This window comes from Candidatus Rickettsia kotlanii (assembly GCA_030295365.1).
Lineage (GTDB): Bacteria > Pseudomonadota > Alphaproteobacteria > Rickettsiales > Rickettsiaceae > Rickettsia > Rickettsia kotlanii.
The window spans coordinates 945,625-971,892 of sequence record AP027062.1; the positions used below are offsets into that span (position 1 = coordinate 945,625).

Here is a 26,268-nt window from a genome sequence, read left to right on the forward strand (position 1 = left end):
GTCATACTGTGGCTTGACCATGGTATCCAAAATAAAATAAACAAGACTGGATCCCGCGATCAAGTCGTGGGATGACAACAAAATTATGTTATTGGTGATTAAACACCTGCTCATTTGGAGCAGCTACTCCTAAAACTTTCTTTGCTTGTTCTTCTAACATATCTTTATTTAGAGATTCCGTGCGAAGTAATTTGACGTTATGCTCAAGTTCTACTCTTTCTGCTCGTAAGCCTTTTAGTTCATCATAAGCTTTTTCAAGCTGCCTATTTACTTTTAAATATGCAATAATCCCTTTGTTACCATATATGCAATGAAAAACAAAATATCCAAGCAGTAAAGCTAAGAAGATATTTAAAATTATTTTTTTAGAATGATTATTTAAATGTATTATCATAAATATATCTTCATAAGAAATAATATTGGAGCGGTTAAAATAATACTATCAAATCTGTCTAGCACTCCTCCATGACCGGGTATTATATGACCGCTATCTTTAATATTAAATTTTCGCTTAAAATATGAAATAAATAAATCACTTAATTGAGTTATTAATGCTAATATACAACTAATTGTAAACAAATAAATTTTATTTGAAAAATAGTAATTTTCAATATGAAAGTTTGATATAAAACTAACTAATACCGCAACTAAACCTGCTAATAATATTCCCGTCACTAAACCGCTCCAGGTTTTTTTAGGACTAAGTTTCGGAGCAAGTTTTGCTCCTTTAAAAGTTTTGCCGCCAACCATAGCAAAAGTATCTACCGACCACATTATGCAAAAATAAAGCATAATAAGCCATCTATTGGTATCTTCCATACTTAAAAATATTAATAGGCTTATAGGAATCGGAATAATAATTAGTCCGATTAATAGATAAGGAATAGAAGAGTAGGTCATATTATACCATTCACTTAACATTCCTGTACCTACTAATATCATTAGAATATAGAATAAAGGCTTACACCATAATATAGCTACGACAAATAACGGAACTAGAACTATACCGGACAGGATTCTTAAATATATTTTTGATTTTTGTTTATCTTTTGCCAAATGTTCTTTTCCTTTTTGAGTAATCATTTATAGCTTCTTGTATATCATATTTATTAAAATCAGGCCAATATTTGGGTGAGAAATATAATTCAGCATAAGCTGCTTGCCAAAGCAAGAAATTACTGATGCGATAAACCCCACCTGGTCTTATTAATAAATCTACATCCGGCATTTCAGGATCATATAAAGCGTGTTGTATATCGCTGTCACTTACTGCTTTTTTACCGCTTGTAATAATTTTTGTGCAGGCATCAACTATTTCTTGACGACTTCCATAACTAAAAGCTATACAAAGCGTTATTTTATTATTATTTTTTGTTAATTCTATAGCATCATTTATTTGTTTTTGCAATGAGCTACTTAATAAATTAAGCCTACCTATTACTTTTATTTTAATGCCGTGTTTATGTAAATTATTTAATTCGGTCTTTAAATAAATACTTAATAATTTTATTAAGAAATCTACTTCCGTGCTTGAGCGTTGCCAATTTTCGGAAGAGAAAGTATATAAAGTTATATAAGGTATGTTAAGGTTAATAAATTCAGGCAGTAATTCACGAATTTTATCGGCTCCTGCTTTATGCCCTTCAGATTTTGTTAAGTTATGCCGATCTGCCCAACGAGCATTACCGTCCATTATTATTGCTAAATGTTTTATGTTAGTCATTATTTTATATTTTAGATGTTGCTGTATGGATCGATTTTTCCGTCATTTTGAGCGACTGCAAGGAGCGTAGCAATCTCATAAAACAATATAAAATTTCTAAGATTGTCATGCTCTTGGCTTTGCCTCTCCTCGTAATGACGATTTGGTATCTACACGGGAATGAAATCGGCAGTCATATTTTAGGTATTTCGATTCTTACCGATAGCCCACCTAAATCCTTGCTATCTTCTAAATAAATAGAGCCTTTATGATCGTTTATTATTTCTTTAGTAATAGCAAGCCCAAGTCCTACGTTACTTGCATTATCAAGCTGTCTTGCTTTATCCGATCTATAAAACGGTTTAAATACAAGGTGTGTTTCCGTATCATCTATGCCGGGACCGTTATCCTCAATAATTATAGCTACGGTAGATGAATTATCTTTTGAGGATATCTTAATTTTAGTCCCATATTTTATAGCGTTACCGATTAAATTAGACAAGGCTCTTTCAAAAGAATTCGGCTTAATGCATACTTCTAGTTTATCTAAATTAGTAGATTTTATAAATTCAATATTTACATGTGACCATTTGTTAAAAAAACGTTCCATCCAAGGTAATAATAAAATGTCTTCAAATTCTTCTGTACTTTCACCTTTAGCAAAATCTAAATAAGAATTTATCATTTGCTGCATAGTTAATATATCTTGTTTTAATCCTTCGCTTTCTTCGCTTGCTTCCATCAATTCAAGTTGTAGCTTCATTCTTGTTAAAGGAGTTCTAAGGTCATGAGAAATCATAGCAAGCATAGTGGTTTTTTTAGTAATTTGTTTTTCAATACGAGCTTTCATTTTTAAAAAAGCAAGCCCTGCTTTTCTTATTTCTAAGGCTCCTGAAGGTTTGAAATTGTTGCCTTTTAAAACACCTCGACCAAATTTATCCATGCTATCCGCAAGAGTGAGTATTGATTTAATTTGATTTTTGGAGAAAATAATAGAAACAGAAAGTAATATAACAGTTAAAGATATAATCCATAAAACAAATATATATACTGTAGGATTAAGTAGTAACTTTGCAGGAAAAGTAATATATAATACTCCATCTTTTAATTCTAAAAATACTTCAATTTTATTTTCCTTATTTAGTTTAACTATATTTTTTTCATGGATTTTTGTAGCTAAAATATTTTTAAATATAGTTAAAGGTTCACCTAATTTAGGCTGTTTTATAGATAACTTTTTATTAAGCTGAAACTGATAAGATAAATTAAGATAATTTTCCGATGAATGGGTTATCTTTCTTGAATTATTTCTATGTTCTTTAATCAATGATTCTATTTCATTGATAATAATAGTACTAGTATAATATGAAACATTATACCAATGACGATCGTAAAACAAAAATATAGCAACGATTTGTCCTATTAAAATCGGGATGATTATAATAAACATAAACCGTACAAATAATGTTCTCGGTAAAGCATATTTCAAAGAGCTTGATACAAGCAAATTTTTTAAGATTCGTCTGTGCTCACGTATTTTTATACGCTGTGTAGGCTCACTTTTAAATTCATCTTGTCTGAAACTCTTTGAAATATGCTGTAATAATTTAGATATAAAGTGCATAGCCCTCATTACGCACGGTTTTTAAATATTTCGGCTCTTTTGGGTTATCTTCTATTTTGCTTCTTATTCTTGTAATTTGTACATCGATAGAACGCATACTAAGCCCTCCCATTATTTTTGACAGTTCAAAACGACTAGTAGATTTACCGGAATTTTTTATTAATATCTCAAGTAATTTTTGTTCAGTAGAGCTAAGAGATACAATTTGATTATTCTTGGTAAATTCTTTTGTATCGGAATTATAAAAATTATTGCCGAATTTAATTATATTCGTTTCTTTTTTAAAGTTATTATAATTATTGATTAAGTTATTTATCCGAAGTAATAATTCTCTCGGTTCAAAAGGTTTAGTTATATAATCAGAGGCACCAGCTTCAAGTCCTTTAACACGGTCATCGGCTTCCGATAAAGCAGTAAGCATAACTATAGGAATATTATTACCGGCATCCCTTATAGTAGTAGCAAAATCAAGCCCTGTTATTTCAGGTAACATAACATCTAAAATAATTAAATCATAATTAGAAGTTTTTAATAGATTTTTAGCTTCTATAACCGAGCTTGCCGTTGAGACTAAAAATGCGTTTTTATTTAAAAATTGCTTTAAAAGCGCTAATATTCTGTTATCATCATCAACGATTAAAATATGTACTTTGTATGTATGCATTTATACTCGTTTAATTTAAAAAAATTGTATTTCACTATTGTCATCCCGTGGCTTGACCACGGGATCTTATGTCGTGGGTCTGAAATCCTGCGATCAAGTTACGGGATAAATACTAGTGGATTCCCGCTTTCGCAGGAATGACATAAGAAATTACGGCCGTATAGTTCATGACGATTGACAATACTTTAATATAAATATAAGTTAATGACAATGATAAAACCAGAGCAAATTTTTTGGCATATTTGGATTAACGGTGATTTAGTTCCTTATCAGTTTGCAAGGATTCATGTTTTGACTCATAGCCTGCATTATTCAGGATCGGTATTTGAGGGTGAGAGAGCTTATAACGGCAAAGTTTTTAAACTAAAAGAACATACGGCGAGATTAATCAAATCAGCAGAAGCATTAGGTTTAAAAGTACCTTATAATGTAGACGAGATAATAAAAGCTCATGAACTTGTAATAAAACAAAATAATATTAAGGATGCATATATAAGACCGCTTATTTGGTGTGGAGACGAGTCACTAAATATTACTAATCAGTCTTTATCTACTAATCTTTTGATTGCGGGTGTTCCATCTATGCCGAGGTCTTTTGAGAAAGGTATAAATTTGCATGTAAGCCGCTGGCGTAAAGCAATGCCTGATAGCACCCCAGTACAATCTAAATCTGCCGCTCAATATAATATGGCAATAACGAGTAAAAAAGAAGCTAAGACTCTTGGCTATGATGATGCATTATTACTTGATTATGAAGGGTATATTGCTGAATGCACTACAACAAATATTTTCTTTGTTAAAGATCAAGTATTATATACTCCAATTGCCGATAGGTTTTTAAACGGTATAACAAGACAGACTATTATTGAAATTGCAAAAGATTTAGATCTAGAAGTAAAAGAAGAGCGTTTAAAATTAGAGCAAATAGAGGATTTTATCGGATGTTTTGTTACAGGCACGGCAATTGAGATACAAAATATTGATTCTATAGATCTTGGCAATAAAAAGATTATTTTTGATGATTATAAAATTGCAGATCGTTTGAAAGAAGAGTATCGGCGTGTTGTTAGAGAGTAGAAGAAACGTCATTGCGCGGAGGTATTGTCTGCGTATTGGATACCGAGTCGTTATTGCGAGCAGTCAAAGACTGCGTGGCAATCTACTCCTGAAATTGCTTTGTCGAATTACTACGTAATTCTTCTTGCAATGACGATTTAATAAGCTAAACAATTAAAATCAAAAAAATCATGCATAACATATTTAAAGGTTTAATTACCGCACTTATAACACCTTTTAAAGATAATAAGTTAGACTTATATGCTTTAGAGAGAATTATAAAACATCAAATAAAGCATGAAGTCGATGCAGTATTAATTGCAGGCTCAACGGGAGAAAGTAGTAGTTTAAGCTTTGAAGAATATAAATTATTACTGCAAACTAGCGTAGAAATCGTTAATAAGTGTATTCCTATAATAAGCGGGTGTTCATCAAATAATACTATTTATGCAAGAGCACTTGCAGCGGAATCTACAAAAATCGGCGTAGATGGTTTTATGGCCAGTCCACCATCTTATGTCAAACCTACCCAACACGGGATTTATAAGCATTTTGAAGCATTGCATGAAGCGTGTAATCTACCTATTATGTTATATTCAGCTCCAACTAGAAGCGGAGTAGATTTTTCTGATGAGACAATATTGAGACTTAGCAAGCTACCGCGTATTTTAGCATTAAAAGATTGTGGTGTAGATTTAGAACGTCCATTGCGGATCAGAGCAACAGTTAAAAAGGATTTCAATATTTTAACTGGTAATGATGAAGTAGTCTTAGCTTTTAATGCTCAAGGTGGGGTAGGGTGGATTTCTGTAGCCTCTAATATTGTTCCTAATATATGTAAAGAGCTATTAGAAAAATGGAATAAGAATGATACTAAAGGAGCATTAGAAATCCATCAGAAATTACTACCTTTATATACAACATTATTTGTAGAATCTAATCCGATTCCGATAAAATATGCTGTACATTATTTAGGTTTATGTAAAAATGAAATTAGACCCCCATTAACTGAAGCAAGCGATAGTGCCAAAAAACAAATTGAAAACATCATAACATCACTATCTATAAAAATATGACTGAATATAAGAAAGTTATTGTACAAAATAAGAAAGCCCTTTTTAATTATTTTATTGAAGAAAGATTAGAAGCGGGTATTGTATTAAAGGGTAGTGAAGTAAAGTCTCTGCGTCAAGGCAAAGCTTCTATAGAAGAAAGTCATGCGGCAGATACCGGACATGAGGTATTTTTGTATAACTGCCATATTGCAGAATATGAAAAAGCGAATAGATTTAATCATGCTACGCGTAGACCGCGTAAATTATTGTTGCATACTAAAGAGATAAAGAAAATTATCGGTAGAATTAGAATAAAAGGCTATACGCTAGTAGCTCTTTCTATGTATTTTAATAAAAAAAATAAAGTGAAAGTTGAACTTGGTATTGCTAGAGGTAAGAAATTATATGATAAAAGAGAGTCAATTAAAGAAAAAGACTGGAAAAGAGATCAGAGCAGATTAATAAGACAGAAGTAATGGACTTTGCTATACCGGATGATAAGCCGGCTTTGTTACATAGCTTGTTATATGTCATTCCCGCTCACGCGGGAATGACATATAGCATTACTTAGACTTTAGAAAGATATTAAATTTTAAAAAAGGTATTTATGCGGCATATTATAGGTAAAATATTGGTTATATTTGTAGTTGTGATAGGAGTTTTATTTGTTTTCAAAACAATGAAAACTTATTCTACAAATTTGGTTTCCGTTGAGGTTAAACAAAGCAAAGATGCAAGAAAAAGTGAAGAGGAAAGAGTACAAGAAATAATCAAAGATTATTTGCTTAAAACTCCGGAAATAATAATAGAATCAATAGAAGGGTTACAAAAACGTAAAGTACGGGAAAATGAGACTAAAGTTAATAACTATCTAAAAGATAATAAGTTAGGTGTTGAAGATAGCACAAGCTTTCCTGTTATAGGAAATAAAGACGGTGATGTAACAATAATTGCTTTTTATGATTACAATTGTTCTTATTGTAACAAAGGCGATGTTTCTATAAATGAATTATTGCAAAATGATCCAAAAGTTAAAGTTGTATTACGACCGCTTCCTGTCCTTGGAGATACTTCCGAATATCTTGCAAGAATAGTTTTAGCCGTTTATAAGGTTAATCCAAGTAAATTCAAAGCTGTTCATGATGAATTAATAAAAATAAGAGATGTTTCTAAGGAATCTATAAAAGAATTATTAACTGAGAATGGCTTAAATGCTAAAGAAATTGAAGAAAGTGCCGATAGCTATGAGATTCAAGATTTAATTACTCAAAATATGAAAATAGCTAGAAGTCTTAGAATTCAAGGAGTACCTGCGTATATAATTGATGCAAAATTAATACCTGGGTTAATAGATTTCCCACAATTACTAAATATAGTTAAAGAAATTAGGGATAATAAGAGTTCTTAAGAATTGTTGCGTAGACCAGTAAATGCTTTTTATGTTATCCCCGCGAAAGCACTATTGCATGGATACCAAACCACCATTGTGAGGAGCGAAGTGATGTGGCAATCTTGTCAAGCACTCTGAAATTGCTTCGTCAATTACTTACGCAATTTCCTTGTAATGACAACCTTCAGTCTCCACGCAACAAGGTCTAGTAGGAATGACAGCAATTGCTCTTGAATAACTTTAGCCTTTATTTAGTAAATCTAACATAGTTTTACCGATATCGGCAGGGGATCTAGTGATAGTTACGCCGGCACTTTGTAGAGCTTCAAGCTTATCTTCGGCACTTCCTGTTCCTCCAGCAATAATAGCTCCGGCATGTCCCATTCTTTTTCCTGGAGGTGCTGTAATACCTGCAATAAAGCTTACTATAGGTTTCTTGATTTTTGACTGCTTGATAAACTCAGCCGCATCTTCTTCTGCATTACCGCCAATTTCACCGATCATAATAATTGCTTTTGTTTTATCATCTTTCAAAAACATCTCAATACAATCAACAAAATTAGTGCCGTTAACAGGATCGCCGCCTATACCGACACACGTAGATTGTCCAAGTCCTACTGCTGTTGTCTGTGCTACTGCTTCATAAGTTAGAGTACCTGATCTTGAAACAATACCTATCGTTCCTCTTTTATGAATATACCCAGGCATAATACCGATTTTACATTCACCCGGTGTGATAACTCCAGGACAGTTAGGACCGATTAATCTAGTTTTAGAACCGACTAAAGCACGTTTTACTTTTACCATATCAAGCACCGGAATTCCTTCCGTTATACATACTACTAATTCAATTCCGGCATCGATTGCTTCTAATATCGAATCAGCAGCAAAGCCAGGCGGAACATATATAACGCTTGCATTTGCACCGGTTTTTGCTTTTGCTTCATGTACGGTATTATATACAGGTAAATCAAGGTGAGTATGACCTCCTTTGCCGGGTGTAACACCGCCAACCATGTTAGTGCCGTACGCTATCGCTTGTTCAGAGTGAAAAGTTCCTTGTGAACCAGTAAAACCCTGACAGATAACTTGTGTTTTTTTATTTATTAATATTGCCATGTTAAATAATTTTTATTGTTTTTATTTTACTTCGATGTCATCCTGCGACTTGATAGTGGGATCCAGTCCTTTTTTAATTTTTTTATGGATACTGTGGTTTGACCACGATATGACATTGAACTGGTTTTCGAGCCATACAACAAGGTCAACCCCTGCATAGTTCATGACGGTTATCTACCGTATCGCTTCAACTATTTTATTTGCCGCATCTGCTAAATCATGTGCCGGTATTATTTCTAAACCGGAATTTGATAAAATTTCTTCGCCTTTTTCAACGTTTGTACCGGCTAAACGAACTACTAACGGTACTTTTATACCTATGTCTTTTGCAGCTGCAATAATCCCTTCTGCTATAATATCACAACGCATGATACCGCCGAAAATATTAACTAGAATCCCTTGTACTTCTTTATCAGATAAAATTATTTTTAAAGCTTCTTTTACACGCTCACGATCAGCTCCACCACCGACATCCAAGAAATTAGCAGGCGAAGCACCGTAAAGTTTAATAATATCCATAGTGGCCATGGCAAGACCGGCACCGTTAACCATGCAACCGATATTACCGTCCATTTTTACATAGCTAAGTCCTGCACTTGCTGCTCTAGTTTCTAGAGGATCTTCTTCATCATAATCACGCATTGCCGTAATATTCGGATGCCGAAATAAGCCGTTATCGTCAAAAGTAACTTTTGCATCTAACGCTAATAAGTTTCCGTCGCTATTTACAATTAATGGGTTGATTTCAATTTGTGCTGCATCGGTTTCAATAAAAGCATTATAGACTGATTTTACTATTTCTTTCATCTGTTTTGCTTGGTTATCCTTAAAGCCTAACTCATAAGCTATGCCTCGCATATGAAAATCTTGTAAGCCGGTTGCAGGATCAACGGAAAATTTAATAATTTTTTCTGGAGTTTTTTCTGCTACTTCTTCAATATCAACTCCTCCTTCTGTAGAAGCTATGAAAGTAATACAGCTAGCCGATCTATCAAATACTATACTAAAATAATATTCTTTTAAAATATCACAACCTGATTCGATATAAAGACGGTTTACTTTTTGTCCTTGAGGGCCTGTTTGATGCGTTACTAAATTAATACCAAACATGTCATGAGCAACTTTTTTGGCTTCTTCTTTACTCTTAACAACCTTAACACCGCCTGCTTTACCTCTACCGCCGGCATGTATTTGTGCTTTAACTACATATACTTCCGTATTTAATTTATCTATGGTTTCATTAATCTTTTCAGTTTTCGTAACAACTAGCCCAGTGGCAGTAGGTACGCCATATTTTCTTAAAATCTCTTTTGCTTGATATTCATGAATATTCATTTTAAATAATTTATTTAAATTGCTATTAATTTTTATGGATAAGATGCATTCTTAACTTCTCTTACTATGTCTTTATCAAAAGCGATAAACTTATTAGCACTATTGACTTCTCCTTCTGCAATAATCATATAATCGGTAAACCGCTTTACCTTTAATATATTTCTCAGTAGCTGATATTATTATGTCTTGATGCCTAATGATAAAGCCGGAAATCAATAAGATTAATTACTGCTTCATAAATTTCCTGGAGAGTAAATTTATTTACTCTCAACACCTATACAAACCCAAGTAATGCATATGATGCAATAAAAATCTTATTAGTGATATTATTTTTAAGAAATTTTGAGCTGCTTTATCTTGTATTTCATCATCCTCAAGAAAAGTACAAGTTAAGATATTAGTGTCAATGCTTATCATTTTCGATAACCGCAATACTAATAGCTTCATCTACATCCACCGGACCGTGTTTTTAGCTTTATGTTTACCTTCTTATATATTTAGGTACCACTACCTGTCCTTTCGATGAGACTATTACTCTGGCACTTTTACTCATAATACTAATATAGTAAGTTATCTAATCTTACTTTGTATATAAAACACAATTTATTATATGTCAATAAGTTTATAATAAGGTTACTCATTCAACATTCTCTTTATAATGGTTTAATAAAATAGTCATTAGAAACCCGCTTATCGGCATTCATAACATTAAAAGCTATAGCAAATTTATATTAATATTAGCGGCTTTTTTGCCAATTCGGCATATCTTCCGGTAGCAAAACATTAGTATTATAGAATTTCTATAAAAGCCTTATTATTACTAAAGATAAAACAACTATACCGGTGCTTCATGTATCCCGTATAATTGCCATTTTAAAGGAAGTTCTACGAAATTGTCCATTAAGAAACTGATAACGAGCATTACTATAACTATAATGCTCATGATCCAGTAAAAAAGTTTTGCAATTAAGCCGTAAGAATTTGCAGTAATGTTATTTTCACTCTTCTATTTCATCCCTGCGAAAGCATGAATCTAAAAAACAATAAAAAATACTAAAATTATTAGTATTTTTAACTAGATCCCATGGACAAGCCACGGGGATGCCGCGTCGCAGTACGACAGTTTCTTCCTAATTTCCAACTGCCTTATCTATGATCTTTTCTGCCTCTGTACCACTAATTTTTTCTTTATCATTCAGAATGAGATTAGCATTCTTTAAGTCATCTCCTATATGTTCCACTCTTCCTTTTAAAATCTTAGCTAAAAACTGCTCGACAAGAGCATAATATGAGATTCTATTACCGGGTTTTGCAAATCCATGACCTTCATCTTTGTAAAGTGCATAAACTACTGGTATATGCTTTGCTTGCATGCTATTTACAATCTGTTCTGATTCTGCCTGCACGACTCTCACATCGTGAACACCTTGTGCTATAAATAAAGGCTTTTTGATATTATCAACAAAATTAATCGGTGATCTTTGTCTTAAAAACTCTTTTTCTTCTTCAGTATCCCAAGGTCCTATACGTGTTTTATATATACTTAACAATGGTGTCATATAAGGAGCTTTAGATTGCACATGAGTTAATAAATTAGACATACCGACAACGTCAACACCACAAGCAAATACGTCAGGCGTCATGGTAAGACCTACAAGCGTTGCATAACCTCCATAGCTTCCGCCCATAATACAAACTTTGTCAGAATCAACTATATTATTCTTAATAGCCCAATTAACACCATCAATTAAATCAGTATGCATTTTACCGGCATATTCTAAATTACCGGCGTTTAAGAAATCTTTCCCAAAACCAGTAGAACCACGGTAATTTATACTTAAAACTGCGTAACCACGATTTGCAAGCCACTGATGCTCAGGATGATATCCCCAGCTATCACGTACCCACGGACCGCCGTGGACATTTAAAATTAGAGGTACTTTTCTATCGGGTATATTATTTTTATCGAGCTTTACATCATTTGGAAAAGTGATATAGCTAACTAAATCAAGCCCGTCACGTGACTTGATAATGATCGGTATCATCTTAGCAAGATTATATTGCTCAAGTTCTTTGCGATTAGTAAATAAAAACTCAGCTTTTTTATTTGCCCTATCATATTTATAATATTTCACCGGTGCATTATCAGCCATATAAGCAACGATCCAAGTTTTATCGTCTAGCGTCCTACTATTAATAATTAAATCACCGCGATCAATAGATTGTAAATATTTAATATCATCTTCAATATCTTTATCTAATATTTTATATGAGACTCTATCATAATCTATAGATACTGCTTGCGGAGTTTGTTTTGTGGGATGAACTGTAAATAAGCCAATATCAGTTTTTGCATCTTCGGCTAATATTTCTTCACTACCTGTAGCTAGTGTTATAGCTTTAAGTGCGGAGGTATTACGATTACGTCCCTCTAGCATATATAAAGTTTCACCGCTAGCATCAAAACCAAGTATGGAAGTGTTAAAAGAATCTTCCATTGATATCTTAGTAAATAACTTTGGTTCTCCGTCTTTTAATTCATAATATTCAACAGCTCCGTCTTTATCTAGTAAGCTACCGAACCTTAAATTTAAATTTTCATCGGTTACATAATCAGTAAACCTATCATTTTTATAAATCAGTTCTTTTTCTAGAGTATCTAGATTTAATTTGTAAATATCAAAATATTCAGGATTACGCTCATTTAAAGATATTAATATCTCATTTGGCTTCTTATGACTTACTCCGGCTATTTCGGCTTTAACTCCTTTTGCAGGAGTAAGTAATTTTGTTTCTTTTGTCTCTATGTTATAGCTATAAATTCGGTCATTTTCATCACCGTTAAAATCTTGGGTATATAAAATATTTTTATTATTATAAGCTTTAGTATAAGACCAAATACCGCGTCCTTTGTCATGGGTTATAGCTTCTGCTTTACTAATATCATCTGAGGGTGCTAGCCAAATGTTTAATACACCGTCTTTCGGTGCAACATATAGAATATATTTGCCATCATAGGTTAGAGAAACCCTTGCTTTATCAGGGTTGCCAAATAAAACTTTTCTGGGGATTATTTGATTGTTATCCGTTATCGTTTGCATTTGAAACATAAAAATACCGACACTTATTATTAATATAGTGCCTATAATATAGAAAATTTTACTCATTACTAATAGTTTGTTATTTAGTTTTGTAGCCTTTTGATGTCATCCCCACTCCCGCGGAAATGACATCCAGGTCATAAAATATAATTGCTACACTCTCTCAATATTGCTTAAAAACCAATCAACTTCTTTGGTATTAGCATTACGTGTAAATGTCCATTCTTCTTTTAAATCTTCAATTTTGTCAACTACATTTTTACCTTGAAATAGTAATTTAATAAATATGTTATTACCGAACATGTAAATTTCTGAATATTTTACACTTAAAGCCGATGAGTCAAAAAAATCACCATAGGATGGTGTTATTTTTTCAAATTCTTCCAAGTATCTTTTATCTATCAGCTCAGATAATTCTTTAGTATCTTTTTTATAAGCAGCTTTTATAATCATTTGAAAAGCAGTTTTAGCATTATTTATGAATTTAACCGGATCAAAGTAGTAAAGGCGTTTATGGACTTGTTCCATTCCATCTACGACCGCAGTTATATTATGTTCTACTATTATATCTTTAAAAGCTTTAATATCTTGGGCTGTTGGAATATTTGTTTCTTCTTTATTAGATTTAACTGTACTGTAAGTTACGTCCTTAATAACCGGTTCGCCAAAATAAGATTTTTGCTTTGTCTGTTCCTCTTCTGAAGTAGAGCCGAGAGTCGTAATTAATTTGTTGATAATGTAAAAGGCAATAATGGCAAAAATTAATAACTCTATTATTTGAGGAGACATTTTCTATTTATTTTTATTAAAAGATTATTCTTATATTTTAATATAAAAAAATAATCTTTTAAAGTTTTTTAATAAAAATAAGGGCTTATTTTTATTTGAGCTATACTTAAAGTTTAAAAAATAACTAAAATATCTTGATTGTTTTAATTATTACGATGTTTAAACTCCATCATTGCAAAATATTTATAGCCTTTAGTCCATTTATGCTAGGGGGCTGTTGTACTAAAGCTTAATTTTTAAGCGTTTTTAGTATAACGGATAATTATTGAAGCTGGTAATTCAATTATATAATGCAAAATAGTAGCTATTGTAACCGAAGTAGCATTTAAGCCATAAAGGAGTTGGATAAATCCAGTAATATGCTACAAAAAATTCTGTAGTTAGAGCAGAAAGGTATAAAGCATATGAAATTTGACCTAGAAAATATGTTATTGGATTCCCGAAAATAAGTTTACTTAATCCTGAATCATTAGATGTTCCAATAATTATTAAGGATAAGCCAACTGCAGGCCATCAAAGTGTTTCTGGTTTCTGCATTAATTATAATAAAAATATAAGCAAAAACAGCAATTCCTACAAATGTAATAATATCATAAATCATATAATTAAGTTTCAAAGATTTTATATATTTTGTAATAAAAAATGTTATACAACTATAAATACACTTAAAAACATTATTAAGCTTTTATCGTAAGTAAATTGTACTCTTTCGACTAATATGGATCTGCAGTCATTGAAAAGCATAAGGAGCAGAAATTATCCAATAAGATATAAATAACAAAATTATCAATAACTTAATTATTGATAATCTGTGCATCAATGATATTAAAAAAGGAAATAATTAATATGCAAACATTTCCGTACTTATTGAATATGAAGGTTGATTCCAAGATACTAAATCCGTGAACCCCCATGCTTGAATAAGGAACACATTAAGAAGAAAAGCATAAGAATTATCGGAGGGTGAAAGAATTTCTAGAAAAATCGACTCTGCATTAATACGCATAAAAGCATAAATAAATGTAAGGGATAAACTCTGGCAATACATGTGTAAACCTGTTAATCCTTTTATTTTTTTTAAGTTATCTATTTTGTTATGCCATATTTAAGTTATAATATTACTGATTAAAATATGTTATGATACAATAACCTAAATATTAAAACAATTTATTAATAATAATTTTTTTAATAAATGATTAGATTCTTATATTCAGAAATGTTTTAATAAGTGTGCCACTTTTATAGCATTATCAAATCCGTGATCGTAATGAAATCTTATATTAGGCGAAAATTTCATATTTATTTTATTAGTAATAAAATTTCTGATAGCATTTTTAGAATTATTTAATGCATCCATAATTTCATCTATTGTTAGTTTAGTATTAAAAGGCCAGAAATAACAATTAGCTATTTTGAGATCAGCAGTCACTATAACTTTTGTAATAGTGAGAGGACAATCAAAAAGTCTGCTATCCAGCATTTTGCCACGCCTTAGAATTTCTATTAATGCTTTATTTATAATGCTTGCTAATTTTTGTTGTCTATGAGAATTAGTTTTGGTTAATTTTTTCATGAATTAAAATATATACAATTCTAAGGCATAATAGCATGCTTTTGCCAAACAACCAATACCTAAAAATTTTAGAAATTTTGTTTTAAAAAAACCGGAGAATAAAGAAATAAAGCTTCCCCAAAAAGAAAATGCCATTAAGAAAATTATAAATACCTCATATTTATAATATAGTTTTGTTAAATTTTTATATCTTAAAATATTTTGTGCATTTTTGGAAGCATAAAAGATATTTAAAACTATTCTTCCAAAAATATAATTGACTGCATTACCGCTAAGAGAAGCACAAATAGCTACTAACAGCATTATTAAACTATTATAGCCTCCGAACATTTTCATAGAATGAAATATTAATTCATTCTGAAAACCTATAACAAGATTTGAAACAAAACTATCAACAAATAATAAACTATATGCTTCAAATTGATTCATGAATGTAATATATTGAATTTTGATTAGGGGTATTAATCGTCATTGCAAGAAAAAACTGTAAGTTTTGACGAAGCAATCTCATGCCAAAATCATGAGATTGCCACAACCCTTACTATCTAACACCAAAATAAAGTAACTGGCAATGAAAAAACAAATTATTTATCCTGATTTTATAGCACGAATTTTTTCTACGGCACTTGATTTATCATTATTTGCCTTTATAGCAATCCCAATATCACAATTTTGTTCTTTTAATTTATTATGGTTATTCTTTAATGATTATTTCCTTAGCAATAACATTAATCTTCATAATTCCAATGAAATGTTTAACTCGGTTATGAGTCAGGAATTTTATGAATATCTTAAGGCAGGAAATTTTAATAAATATATTTTGTTTAATATTTCAATTTTTGTTACTAATATATTAGTAATAGGCTCATATTTCATAACGCTTTGGTATTATAAAGGTGCAACGCTTAGTAAAATGTTTTTACGTATGAAAATCGTAGATGCCGTAACATTAAATCGTCCAACTTTAAAGCAGTTAGTTAAAAGATTTTTAGGGTATATGACTTTTCCTATCGGTATTTTTTTCATACTTTTTTCTTCTAAAAAACAAGCATTACATGATAAAATAGCCGGAACCGTCGTTATTAAGTCTTAAATATACTCCTAAGTAATAGACGAAGTTTAATTTGGAAAAGAGCAAGGAGTCTATAAGGCGAGGAGCGGAGCGTATACTTAATAGGTGAGTACCGCAGTTCTTATGATATGACGTAGCTCATTTTTCAAATTAAACGAGTATATTTATGAATGAAACAAATGATAATGATATAGATCAGCTAATTTATCTTTTTTCAAAATTACCCGGTCTTGGTAGTAGATCGGCAAGGCGTATAGCGCTTTACCTATTGCAAGATAAAGACGTAAGATTAAAAAGCCTGATTAATAATCTTGTAGAGATAGATAGGAAAATAGTAAAATGCGAGATTTGCGGTAATATGGATACGGAAAATATTTGTCGTATTTGTTCTTCTGAATATAGAGATAAATCAATTATTGCTATTGTCGAAACTGTGGCTGAATTATGGGCAATGGAGCGTAGCGGTAATTTTAAAGGTTTATATCATGTACTCGGTCATAATTTATCGGCAGCTAGTAGACAAAACCCTAGCATACTTCGGTTACCTAAACTACTTAAAAGATGTTTTGCAGAAGATATTAAAGAAGTTATTATTGCTACTAATTCTACTTTAGAAGGTCAGACTACTGCTTATTTTATTACAGAATATTTAAAAGAGCATCCTGCTAAAATTTCTCGCCTTGCTAGCGGTATACCTATCGGAGGTGAACTTGATTATTTAGACGAGGGTACTGTATCTGCTGCTATTAACCTACGCCAACCTTTTGAGTAAAAATTAATAAACTTTATTTTATTAAAGTTATAGTGAATCTTAATGAAATTCTAGATGATGTTCGTCGGCGAATTTTATTACATCATTATGATTCCCTTGATGATCAAAATGCATCAGTAATTCACCTTGTTCATTTGAATGTAATATATTTGTGAATAAACGCTGGTCACCATCAATTTTAATTTCAACTACTTTTTTACCAATAAATTTAACGCCGTTATCCCTCTGTTGTCTATATATTATATCTTTCTTTAAGGCATTTATAAATTTATCACATTGATTCTTATCTAATTTTTCTTGTAATTTTTGCTAATTCTTCCATAACATTCAAGTCCTTAATATTTGCCTAAAGCAGTAGTGTTTTACTTGTAATTTCTCCTTCTTGATTAACTTTCCAACTGCTGTAACTAGGAATAACCTGCCCGATAGTATGAAGTAAATGTGCATTTTTTATTGATTGATAATATTCATAAATTTCTATAGGATTTTAATTTTCATACTGCTCTAGAGCTCTTCTTTAAGTGATAATAAACCAATATATTCCTGTATCTTTTCGTGATCATTAGCTAGCCTTGTAGCTGTGAGTCCATTCTCAATGGTTCCCTGATTTTTATTATCATATTGTACAATTTCTTTAACTTTCTTTAACGCTAAGTCGTATTTCTTAATTGTGATTAAACAAGTGATAATCTTATTAATTTTTTCTATAGCTTGTGCTTGTGCAAAATTAAGGTTGCTAACAAGAGCTTCAATATGAATTGGGTTAATATATTCTTCAGGATTTAATAAAAATTCTATTGCCTGGAAGATATTACAGAGATATGGAGTTATTTTATTTTTAGGTATTTTTTGTATAAATTGTTTAGCTAATTCATATTGTTTGGTATATAAGGCTGTTGTAGATAGTAATATAACACCACCAATAGAGTTGCTAATTTCGATTCACTCATCCTTTAAGTTGTCTTCATTCACAATTTTCTCAGCAGCAGACTATTGATTGTATTTGGCAATATATTGAAAACATTGAAACTGTTCTTTACTATCTTTAGATAAATTGTCTTGGTTAATTAGATTTAATTTAGCTTCAGTAATTTCAGCTAAATTAAAACTCATTGCTATCAAAATTTTGATATTTGTAAGAGCATTTTTGATTAAATTTTTTGTTTCTGTTGCCCTTCCGTTAAGTAAATAAATATTAAATAAGCTATAGATTGAATCGCTATTGCTTGGTCGATCCTTTAAAATGCGTAATAATTGCTCTTTGTCTAATGATAATTTTCCTGTATTATTGCTACTGATAAATTATAACGGCAAAAATGAATGAATTTACTTTCCTGTTTTTGCTTATTATTTACTAGATTCGCTAGTCGTGGTGCAAGCAATATTTCAGAAAAAGAGCTGAAAATAGCAACATTATTTGCTAATTATTTAATAATTTCAGGTTGAAATTCAGATTTTACAAATAACAAAATTTCTGCAATAACATTTAGATATTTTTTATGCCATTCTCCTTGAGTTTTAAGTAAATTTAAAACTATAGGTGCTGATTTAAGTATATCTTTAGCTACTTCTGCCATTAATGAAATATTCTTTTCTACTACGGCTAAACGAAAAATATTTTCCTTAGCGATAAATTTATTGATAATCTTAGTGATAGGGTTAGAAGAATTGGAGCTAGGTTTGTATTCAAAAAATATTTCTACTTTAGAATTTTTATTAATTAAAGCATTGTATCCACTAATCTCATCATCTTGAAATAACTTATGATTTTTAAGTTCTTCGTAACTGTTTTTTATATACATTCCAATAGCTTTTTTGGGTTTTAACCTCTTTTATCTTCTTAATTGCTAAATTAGCAAATTCTGAAGCTAATTTTGAATTTCTTATTTCTTTAATAGTTCTTAAATAATTATTTTTTATATCAAAATCCTTAACTATTGCTGAGTACAATTCTATAGCTGTATTTAAGGTAATATTACGAGTTTCAAGTGATAACCATAAAATATGGTTATAAAAAAGTTAATAGAAAACCTTTTTAATTTTATATATGATGCCTAGTTATTTTTAACAAAGCATCATACATTAGTGTAATTCTTAGTCAAAAAATTATTAATATTTTTTAATAATTACCCACCGAATTGCTCTTTAATAATTCTATCTTCCAGCGTATGGTTTTTATTAAAGAGCAGTTTGATAGGCTTATCCTTAGTAGATTTAACGGTAACATTTGTGATATTATTAAACTCCTGAAAGTCGGCAGTAGCATTTACCGGTCGTTTATTTGTATTAAGTATTTCAAATTTAATCGTAGCAGATGAAAGCAGTAAAGCACCATGCCATCTACGCGGTCTAAACGAGCAGATAGGGGTTAGGCATAACATGTTTGACTCAAGCGGTAAAATAGGACCGCTGGCAGATAAATTATAAGCACTACTTCCGGCAGGTGTTGCAACTAAAGCTCCGTCTGCTACTAATTCGCTCATTCTCTCTATCCCGTTTACGTCTATTCTAAATTTAGCAGCTTGATTAGTTTTGCGAAATATTGATACTTCGTTAATAGCAAGTGCTGTATATATTTGACCGCTCGTATCTTCGACTTGCATAAGAAGAGGATTTAGGATAGAAACCGTACTTTCGTGTATATTTTGTAATAAATTTTTGGTATCTAAAGGATTCATTAAAAAGCCGAGGCTTCCTAAATTAACTCCGTAAAAAGGTACATTAAGATGCATATAGCGGTGAATATTATGTAGTAATTCTCCATCCCCGCCTATTACGATAATGACTTCCGCTTCTTCTATTTTACAATAATTATAGAGTTTTTTTATTTCCTCTATAATAGCTAAATGTTTGGAATTTTGGTTATAAATCAATGCTATTTTATTTATATTCATTATATGAATTTCTTTTTTAATATTTTTAATATATAGACGCTTAACTAATAATAAGTTATAAGAATAAGGCAATAAAATAAATATTAAGTTAAATTATGTCATCATTCAACATCAAAAATCATAAAAATGATCTGCTATTTGTACCGCTAGGGGGATCTAATGAAATAGGTATGAATCTTAATCTTTACCATTATCAAGGTAAATGGTTAATGATTGATTGTGGTAGCGGTTTTGCCGATGATTATTTACCCGGTGTTGATATGATAATTGCTGATAGCAGCTTTATCGAGAAATATAAAAAAGATATAGTAGGTCTGATTTTAACTCATGCTCATGAGGATCATTTAGGTGGAGTCCAATATTTATGGAATAACCTTAAATGTCCTATTTATACTACTACTTTTACAGCAAATTTTTTAAAAATGCGTTTAAATGAATATGATTTTGCTAAAAATATAAAAATTCATGAAGTAAAACCTGGTAGTAAAATAAATCTGGATCCTTTTTCCTTAGAGATGGTGCCACTGACTCACTCGGCTCCTGAAATGCAAGCAATTATGATCCGTACGGATGCAGGTAATATTTTACATACGGGAGATTGGAAATTTGATAACGATCCGATACTTGGGAAAAAAGCCGATGAAGAGCTTTTAAAATCTTACGGAGATGAAGGGGTTCTTGCGCTTGTTTGTGATTCAACTAACGTATTTAATAAAGGAAGCTCAGGTTCCGAGGGGGATATTAGAAAAAGTTTAGTAGATATTATAGCCGGTTGTCCTCAAATGGTAGTAGTTTCAACCTTTGCCTCTAATTTAGCACGGCTTGATACAATAATTCATGCTGCAGGACTTGCAGGTAGAAAAGTAGTCTTAACTGGTAGAAGTTTGCACCGTATGATGCTTGCTGCGCAGGAAAGCGGCTATTTGAAAGATATTGCTCCTCTAATTAGTGAACGTGATGTTAGCAGATTTAGAAGAGAAGAATTATTAGTAATTGCTACCGGTTGTCAAGGTGAGACTATGGCTGCCACCACAAAATTGGCTAGTAATTCTCACCCGTCTATAAAGCTTGTTCCTAAGGATACAATGATTTTTTCTTCAAGAATTATTCCGGGTAATGAAAAGAAAATATTCAGGCTATTTAATATATTTGTTAAAGCCGGTGTAGAAGTTATTACTGAGCGAGACCATTTTGTACATGTTTCAGGACATCCATCGATTGACGAGTTACAAAAAATGTATTCTCTAATTAGACCGAATATTTGTATACCTGTTCATGGCGAGCCTGTACATATTCATGAACATGTTAAGCTTGCTAAGAAAAATGGCATAAAACAGGCAGTAGAGGTTGAAAACGGTAGTGTAGTACTGCTTGTACCTAATAATGCAAAAGTAATTTCAAAGGTTGAAAACGGTTATTTAGCTGTTGACGGTAATTATTTGCTGCCCATTGAATCCCCGATTTTCAAAGCTAGAAGACATATGCGTGAGTCGGGTATCGTGGTAGCATCAGTAGTCATTAATAAAAAAGGACTGCTTGCTGCAAACCCAATCCTGTCTATGCCCGGGCTGCTTGACCCAAAAGAGGATATGGCATTAGTTAACCTCATTAAAAATGACATTAAAGAACTTGTTACCATTCAAAATAAACAGGCTAAAAAAGCATTGTCGGATGAACAAGTAATCGAGGCAATAAAAGGAACAATCCGTAAAACCTTAAAACAAGAAATTAATAAGTCACCCGTTATAATAGTAAATCTTGAGAAAGTTGTGGAGTAATGAAATTGTTATTGTGAGTATGTATTGTTTTATAGCTCGAGAAATTCGCTCGATGTCATTCCTGTCTTCGTGAGAATGACATAAACAAGCCAAGTAACGATACCTACAAACCTGCAAGTGACAAAGAAAAAATAGGCACATGAACAAATTTAAAAATATTGCGGTTTATGGGAGAGGGAGTTTTGGTACTAGCCTTGCTTCTTTAGCAGCACAAAACTGTAATAACATTACTTTATTTTTACGTGATGAAGCAATAGCAAAGGAAATTTTACATATCTAGTTTGTTTAAAAATGCTTTATAAAAAATGTTTGTTATATATACAAGTTCCATTTTGGTATTTAATTCAGAAGATTCAAGTATGATTACACATTCACCATCCTTGAAAGTGACCACTTTATCATTTTCTTCTTCTAAACTATATTTATCTTTTAAAATGTTATAAAACTCTTCAAATTTATTTTGATCTATAGTTAAAATAACGATTTCTATTACATTAAAATCATTACATATCACTAAAGCTTTAGATATAGTTTTTGTATTTGGTTCTATATAATAATTATATCCTTGCTAATAATTAGGTTCTTTATTGATGATTTTGTATTTGTTTGTTAGATCTATATTGATAGTTTTATTTAATTCAAGCCCAAGTGGTATAGGATTAGAATAGATATTTAAACAAAAAAATATAATGAATAATGATAATAGATTTGGCATAAATAATATGAAAATTTCATATTAAATTAGACGCCTTAAATAACATAAACTTGTAAAAGTTTCAATTAGAAATTTATTTTGGTCTGATGAAGTAAAAATCTTTACAAAATTTAGTGAAAAAAAAATAAAACCTCATATATTATAAGTAATTATATCTTTAGCTCATTACATGATAATCTTTAGTATAGTTTTTTTAAAAACCGTTTCGGTATTATTAAGTGTAGTAATAGGATTTTTAGCAGGTAAATATTCAAATGTGGAAAGAGATAGTATCTCTTCGTTACTGTTCTATTTTATATCGCCTATAGTATTTTTTACGATACCTGCTAGTACAACCTTAACACTTGCGGCATTAAGCGTTACAGTCGTAACATTTGTAATTGCAACACTCTTATCACTCTTTTCTTATTATTTTTTTGGTAAATTTTGGCAGGATCATACACGTAATATTATAGCTTTGTCTGCAGGTACGGCAAATGGTGGGTATTTTATGTTGCCCATAGCTGCAGCACTTTTTGATGATTATACATTAAGTATTTACATGATGGCTGTTATAGGAGTGAATATTTATGAATGTTCCGTCGGCTTTTATATTTGTATGAGGAGCTTTGCTAATACCACCGATAGTATATTAAAAGTAGTAAAATTACCGATTTTAAACGCTTTTTTCTTGGGATGTTTATTTAGTTTTTGCGGTTTTACTTTACCGGATTTTTTAGATGATTTTATATATAATATGAAAGGCTCTTTTTCGATACTCGGTATGGTGATGGTAGGTCTTGCTCTTTCGGCTCTACAAAAATTTGAAGTCGATATCAAGTTTACTCTTGCTACTTTTGCTGCTAAATTTCTATTCTATCCTTTGGGAGTAGGGTTATTTATCATGTTTGATCATTTTGTAACAAAATGGTATAACAATGATTATTATAATGCCCTAAAACTACTTTCTACGGCACCACTCGCAGCAAATACTATAGTTATAGCGAATTTACAGAAATGTTACCCTGAAAAAGTTGCAGCTACTGTGTTTTTATCTTTGCTTTTTGTAGTTATATATATGCCGACCATGGTCAGTATATTTTTAAGTGACTTAAATTAATAACATGATGACAATGATTTTTTTTAAATTTATTCTAAATTGGTATTAATAGGCTCATATGAAAATTAATTCAATAAAAATTGGTCCCTATATTAATTTGTTACCTCTTCAATATATACCGAAACATAAAATTTCTTATGTGGAATTCGGTGATCCTAAAAATAAAAATATAATAGTATGTGCTCACGGTTTAACTAGAAATGCTCATGATTTTGATAAAATAGCTAAAGAGTTGAGTACAAATTATAGAGTAATTGCAATAAATTATCCCGGTCGCAGTGATAGCGAAAATTTTAAACAAGCTAATCATTATAACTATACAACTTATATTAAAGATACGTTATTTTTTTTAAAAAGGCTAAATATCAAAAATCCTATTTGGCTTGGTACTTCAATGGGCGGTATTATAGGTATGATACTTGCCAGTAAATATAAAAATATTTTTAAAGCCTTAATATTAAATGATATAGGAGCGTTTATTGATGCTACTCCTTTAATTAAAATTGGAGGTTATGCTAAAAAAACGATACTCTTAGATGATTTGGCTAGTGCAAAAGAACATTTAAAACTTATTTATGCACAAAGTGGTATTAAAGATGAAGAAGATTGGGATTATTTAACAAAATATAGTGTAATTTCTACATTCGGCGGAAAATATAAAATGAATTATGATCCTGCTATAACAAAAGGAATAAAAAATGCTAGTAACCAGGAAGATATTAAACTATGGTCTGTATGGAATAAAATAAAATGTAGAATATTAGTAATTCATGGGATGAAATCTCAAATTTTAACAAAATCTACTATTAAAAAGATGAAAGAAACAAAAGTTTTTGATCTTTATGAAATAAAATATGCCGGTCATGCTCCTTCTCTAATGAACCCTGAAGAAATTAAATATGTCAAATCTTGGTTAGAAAAGAAGTCTTAGATTGTATGACCTTGTATTGTACGAACGTTCAGGATGTAATCCCTGCGGAAATGGGAATCTAGAAAAAATAACCTTAACATATTTAATAAAATAAACATATAAAAAACTGTTTTTTCTGCTTTCGCAGGAATGACATAGGTATCATTTAAATTAATAAATAATAATTATGAAAATTACTACTAAAGTACTAATAATAGGTTCAGGACCTGCGGGCTTAAGTGCCGCTATTTATACAGCTAGAGCTGCTTTAAAACCAATATTAATAAATGGTATGCAGCCAGGCGGACAGCTTACAAGTACCACCGATGTTGAGAACTATCCAGGATTTGCGGAAACGGTGCAAGGACCTTGGCTTATGGAGCAGATGTCTATGCAGGCTAAAAATGTCGGTACGGAAATTGTTAGTGATTACGTAAAAAAAGTGGATTTATCAAAAAGACCTTTTAAAGTATTTACAGGAGCAGGAAATGAATATGACGCGGGGAGCATAATAATTTGTACCGGTGCGGAAGCAAAATGGCTTGGTATAGCTTCAGAGCAGAAATTTCGTGGTTTTGGTGTTTCGGCATGTGCTACTTGCGATGGTTTCTTTTTTAAGAATCAAGAAATAGTTGTAGTAGGGGGAGGAAATAGTGCAGTAGAAGAAGCTTTATACTTAACCAATCATGCTAGCAAAGTCACTATAGTACATAGAAGAGATAGTTTCAGAGCTGAGAAAATATCACAGGATCGATTATTTAAAAATCCTAAAATATCAGTAATTTGGAATCATGTAGTAGATGAGATTGTAGGTAGCAATAAACCAAAATTCGTTACCGGAATTAAAATTCAAAATGTTCACACCAAAGAGATTAGTTTATTGAATTGTAGCGGTGTATTTATAGCTATTGGGCATACACCGAATACAGGGCTATTTACCGGACAAATTGTAATGGATGACGATAATTATATCATCACAAAGTCAGGCACTACTAGAACTAGTGTAGAAGGTGTTTTTGCTGCTGGTGACGTTCAGGATAAAATTTATAGACAAGCAGTAACTGCTGCAGGAACAGGCTGTATGGCGGCTCTTGAGGCTGAAAAATTTCTAAATAAATAATTTAGATTTTTTAGCTGTAAATTAACATATAAGTTAATAAAAAATTGTTGCATTCAGTAAGACACTTATTATAGTCATTGTGTATTAATTTAATTAGGTACAAATATAATGACTTGGAACATAATAAATAATATACCACCATAAAAACAAAATATTGATATATATCCATTACTTATAAAATTTTTAGTTGGATGAGGTAGTTTTAACATACAAAATTTAGAAGTAGAGCTAGAAGAAGCCACATTGTCACAAAAATTTTTAATATATTCTAAAATTTTACTTAAATTATTTTTATCCAAATAGTCAAAGTGAAAACTTTATAGAGCTAGAAGTGACCGGAGTTAGATATGATCAAGTGATAAAGGCTCCTGATGTTAGGTTAGCTACTGATAAGCCTACAACTACTTAATGTATTTAAAAATTTTACTTTTGACTCAATGTTACATCAAAATTGGATTTTGAATAGAGATGACTCAAATGGTTGGCTGTTAGCAAATATA

24 protein-coding genes and 4 pseudogenes are annotated in these 26,268 nt (G+C 31.1%); 12 read left to right on the top strand and 16 right to left on the bottom strand.

Features of this window, described 5'->3' with window-relative positions; translation table 11 throughout:
* Positions 1–88: 88 nt before the first annotated feature.
* The 5 genes from QUD19_RS05175 to QUD19_RS05195 all read right to left on the bottom strand — a co-directional run bounded on the left by QUD19_RS05175 (position 89) and on the right by QUD19_RS05195 (position 3,990).
* On the bottom strand, positions 89–394 hold the full coding sequence (locus QUD19_RS05175; protein WP_012150781.1) for an FtsB family cell division protein: 306 nt from the start codon (positions 392–394) through the stop codon (positions 89–91).
* Complete coding sequence (locus QUD19_RS05180) at positions 391–1,083, bottom strand: phosphatidate cytidylyltransferase (protein ID WP_498807764.1); 693 nt, start codon at positions 1,081–1,083, stop codon at positions 391–393. The genes QUD19_RS05175 and QUD19_RS05180 overlap by 4 nt, the downstream gene beginning before the upstream one ends.
* Positions 1,043–1,723, bottom strand: a complete 681-nt coding sequence (uppS, locus tag QUD19_RS05185) for a polyprenyl diphosphate synthase (protein ID WP_498807766.1) — start codon at positions 1,721–1,723, stop codon at positions 1,043–1,045. The genes QUD19_RS05180 and uppS overlap by 41 nt, the downstream gene beginning before the upstream one ends.
* Positions 1,724–1,895: 172 nt before the next feature.
* On the bottom strand, positions 1,896–3,326 hold the full coding sequence (locus QUD19_RS05190; RefSeq protein ID WP_498807768.1) for an ATP-binding protein: 1,431 nt from the start codon (positions 3,324–3,326) through the stop codon (positions 1,896–1,898).
* Positions 3,310–3,990 carry a response regulator transcription factor gene (locus QUD19_RS05195; RefSeq protein WP_498807770.1) on the bottom strand — a complete coding sequence of 227 codons (681 nt, stop codon included), beginning with the start codon at positions 3,988–3,990 and terminating at the stop codon, positions 3,310–3,312. Before QUD19_RS05195 ends, QUD19_RS05190 begins: the two co-directional genes overlap by 17 nt.
* A gap of 204 nt (positions 3,991–4,194) precedes the next feature.
* Between QUD19_RS05195 and QUD19_RS05200 the strand changes: the two genes are divergently transcribed.
* The 4 genes from QUD19_RS05200 to QUD19_RS05215 all read left to right on the top strand — a co-directional run bounded on the left by QUD19_RS05200 (position 4,195) and on the right by QUD19_RS05215 (position 7,509).
* Positions 4,195–5,067 (top strand): branched-chain amino acid transaminase, encoded by an 873-nt coding sequence (locus QUD19_RS05200; protein ID WP_498807772.1) that lies wholly within the window; start codon positions 4,195–4,197, stop codon positions 5,065–5,067.
* A 170-nt stretch (positions 5,068–5,237) separates the two neighbouring features.
* Positions 5,238–6,122 carry a 4-hydroxy-tetrahydrodipicolinate synthase gene (dapA, locus tag QUD19_RS05205; RefSeq protein ID WP_498807774.1) on the top strand — a complete coding sequence of 295 codons (885 nt, stop codon included), beginning with the start codon at positions 5,238–5,240 and terminating at the stop codon, positions 6,120–6,122.
* On the top strand, positions 6,119–6,577 hold the full coding sequence (gene smpB / locus QUD19_RS05210; protein WP_498807776.1) for an SsrA-binding protein SmpB: 459 nt from the start codon (positions 6,119–6,121) through the stop codon (positions 6,575–6,577). The genes dapA and smpB overlap by 4 nt, the downstream gene beginning before the upstream one ends.
* Before the next feature lie 131 nt (positions 6,578–6,708).
* Positions 6,709–7,509 carry a DsbA family protein gene (locus tag QUD19_RS05215; protein ID WP_498807778.1) on the top strand — a complete coding sequence of 267 codons (801 nt, stop codon included), beginning with the start codon at positions 6,709–6,711 and terminating at the stop codon, positions 7,507–7,509.
* A 222-nt stretch (positions 7,510–7,731) separates the two neighbouring features.
* Here the strand turns inward: QUD19_RS05215 and sucD are convergent, their stop codons facing one another.
* The 8 genes and pseudogenes from sucD to QUD19_RS05255 all read right to left on the bottom strand — a co-directional run bounded on the left by sucD (position 7,732) and on the right by QUD19_RS05255 (position 15,837).
* Entirely contained in the window at positions 7,732–8,610 is an 879-nt protein-coding gene (sucD, locus tag QUD19_RS05220) for a succinate--CoA ligase subunit alpha (protein ID WP_498807780.1), read from the bottom strand.
* A 174-nt stretch (positions 8,611–8,784) separates the two neighbouring features.
* Positions 8,785–9,945 carry an ADP-forming succinate--CoA ligase subunit beta gene (gene sucC, locus QUD19_RS05225; RefSeq protein ID WP_498807782.1) on the bottom strand — a complete coding sequence of 387 codons (1,161 nt, stop codon included), beginning with the start codon at positions 9,943–9,945 and terminating at the stop codon, positions 8,785–8,787.
* Between the two features lie 32 nt (positions 9,946–9,977).
* Positions 9,978–10,362: pseudogene (locus QUD19_RS05230) on the bottom strand (DNA-binding protein).
* Between the two features lie 309 nt (positions 10,363–10,671).
* Positions 10,672–10,888: pseudogene (locus tag QUD19_RS05235) on the bottom strand (cytochrome b).
* Positions 10,889–11,075: 187 nt separating this feature from the next.
* Entirely contained in the window at positions 11,076–13,112 is a 2,037-nt protein-coding gene (locus QUD19_RS05240; protein ID WP_498807784.1) for a S9 family peptidase, read from the bottom strand.
* A gap of 87 nt (positions 13,113–13,199) precedes the next feature.
* Positions 13,200–13,835: a Tim44/TimA family putative adaptor protein gene (locus QUD19_RS05245; protein ID WP_498807786.1), complete on the bottom strand. Its 636-nt coding sequence runs from the start codon at positions 13,833–13,835 to the stop codon at positions 13,200–13,202.
* Positions 13,836–15,045: 1,210 nt separating this feature from the next.
* The gene (gene rbfA, locus QUD19_RS05250; protein ID WP_498807787.1) at positions 15,046–15,408 is read right to left on the bottom strand and encodes a 30S ribosome-binding factor RbfA; all 363 of its coding nucleotides are present in this window, start codon (positions 15,406–15,408) and stop codon (positions 15,046–15,048) included.
* Positions 15,409–15,411: 3 nt separating this feature from the next.
* Positions 15,412–15,837, bottom strand: a complete 426-nt coding sequence (locus QUD19_RS05255) for a YqaA family protein (protein WP_498807789.1) — start codon at positions 15,835–15,837, stop codon at positions 15,412–15,414.
* A 142-nt stretch (positions 15,838–15,979) separates the two neighbouring features.
* Here QUD19_RS05255 and QUD19_RS05260 point away from each other — a divergent pair, with 142 nt between their 5' ends.
* Together QUD19_RS05260 and recR are read left to right on the top strand one after the other, a co-directional pair.
* Complete coding sequence (locus tag QUD19_RS05260; RefSeq protein ID WP_498807791.1) at positions 15,980–16,501, top strand: RDD family protein; 522 nt, start codon at positions 15,980–15,982, stop codon at positions 16,499–16,501.
* Between the two features lie 145 nt (positions 16,502–16,646).
* Positions 16,647–17,252 (top strand): recombination mediator RecR, encoded by a 606-nt coding sequence (gene recR / locus QUD19_RS05265; protein WP_498807792.1) that lies wholly within the window; start codon positions 16,647–16,649, stop codon positions 17,250–17,252.
* A gap of 1,424 nt (positions 17,253–18,676) precedes the next feature.
* Here recR and QUD19_RS05270 read toward each other — a convergent pair.
* Together QUD19_RS05270 and QUD19_RS05275 are read right to left on the bottom strand one after the other, a co-directional pair.
* A complete protein-coding gene (locus QUD19_RS05270) occupies positions 18,677–19,054 on the bottom strand; it encodes a hypothetical protein (RefSeq protein WP_498807794.1) in 378 nt (125 codons plus the stop codon).
* Between the two features lie 324 nt (positions 19,055–19,378).
* Complete coding sequence (locus QUD19_RS05275) at positions 19,379–20,146, bottom strand: NAD kinase (protein WP_498807796.1); 768 nt, start codon at positions 20,144–20,146, stop codon at positions 19,379–19,381.
* Positions 20,147–20,241: 95 nt separating this feature from the next.
* Between QUD19_RS05275 and QUD19_RS05280 the strand changes: the two genes are divergently transcribed.
* Complete coding sequence (locus QUD19_RS05280; RefSeq protein WP_498807798.1) at positions 20,242–21,924, top strand: ribonuclease J; 1,683 nt, start codon at positions 20,242–20,244, stop codon at positions 21,922–21,924.
* Positions 21,925–22,063: 139 nt separating this feature from the next.
* Positions 22,064–22,198: pseudogene (locus tag QUD19_RS05285) on the top strand (NAD(P)H-dependent glycerol-3-phosphate dehydrogenase); the annotation flags it as partial.
* Here QUD19_RS05285 and QUD19_RS05290 read toward each other — a convergent pair.
* Positions 22,193–22,438, bottom strand: coding sequence for a hypothetical protein (locus QUD19_RS05290; protein WP_498807799.1), 246 nt, complete (start codon positions 22,436–22,438; stop codon positions 22,193–22,195). The pseudogene QUD19_RS05285 and the gene QUD19_RS05290 sit on opposite strands and share 6 nt — an antisense overlap.
* Positions 22,439–22,808: 370 nt before the next feature.
* Here QUD19_RS05290 and QUD19_RS05295 point away from each other — a divergent pair, with 370 nt between their 5' ends.
* The 4 genes and pseudogenes from QUD19_RS05295 to QUD19_RS05310 all read left to right on the top strand — a co-directional run bounded on the left by QUD19_RS05295 (position 22,809) and on the right by QUD19_RS05310 (position 26,230).
* On the top strand, positions 22,809–23,738 hold the full coding sequence (locus QUD19_RS05295) for an AEC family transporter (protein WP_498807800.1): 930 nt from the start codon (positions 22,809–22,811) through the stop codon (positions 23,736–23,738).
* Between the two features lie 58 nt (positions 23,739–23,796).
* On the top strand, positions 23,797–24,669 hold the full coding sequence (locus tag QUD19_RS05300; protein ID WP_498807802.1) for an alpha/beta fold hydrolase: 873 nt from the start codon (positions 23,797–23,799) through the stop codon (positions 24,667–24,669).
* A gap of 166 nt (positions 24,670–24,835) precedes the next feature.
* Entirely contained in the window at positions 24,836–25,768 is a 933-nt protein-coding gene (trxB, locus tag QUD19_RS05305) for a thioredoxin-disulfide reductase (RefSeq protein WP_498807804.1), read from the top strand.
* Positions 25,769–25,975: 207 nt separating this feature from the next.
* A pseudogene (locus QUD19_RS05310) lies at positions 25,976–26,230 on the top strand (hypothetical protein).
* The last annotated feature ends 38 nt before the right edge of the window (positions 26,231–26,268 follow it).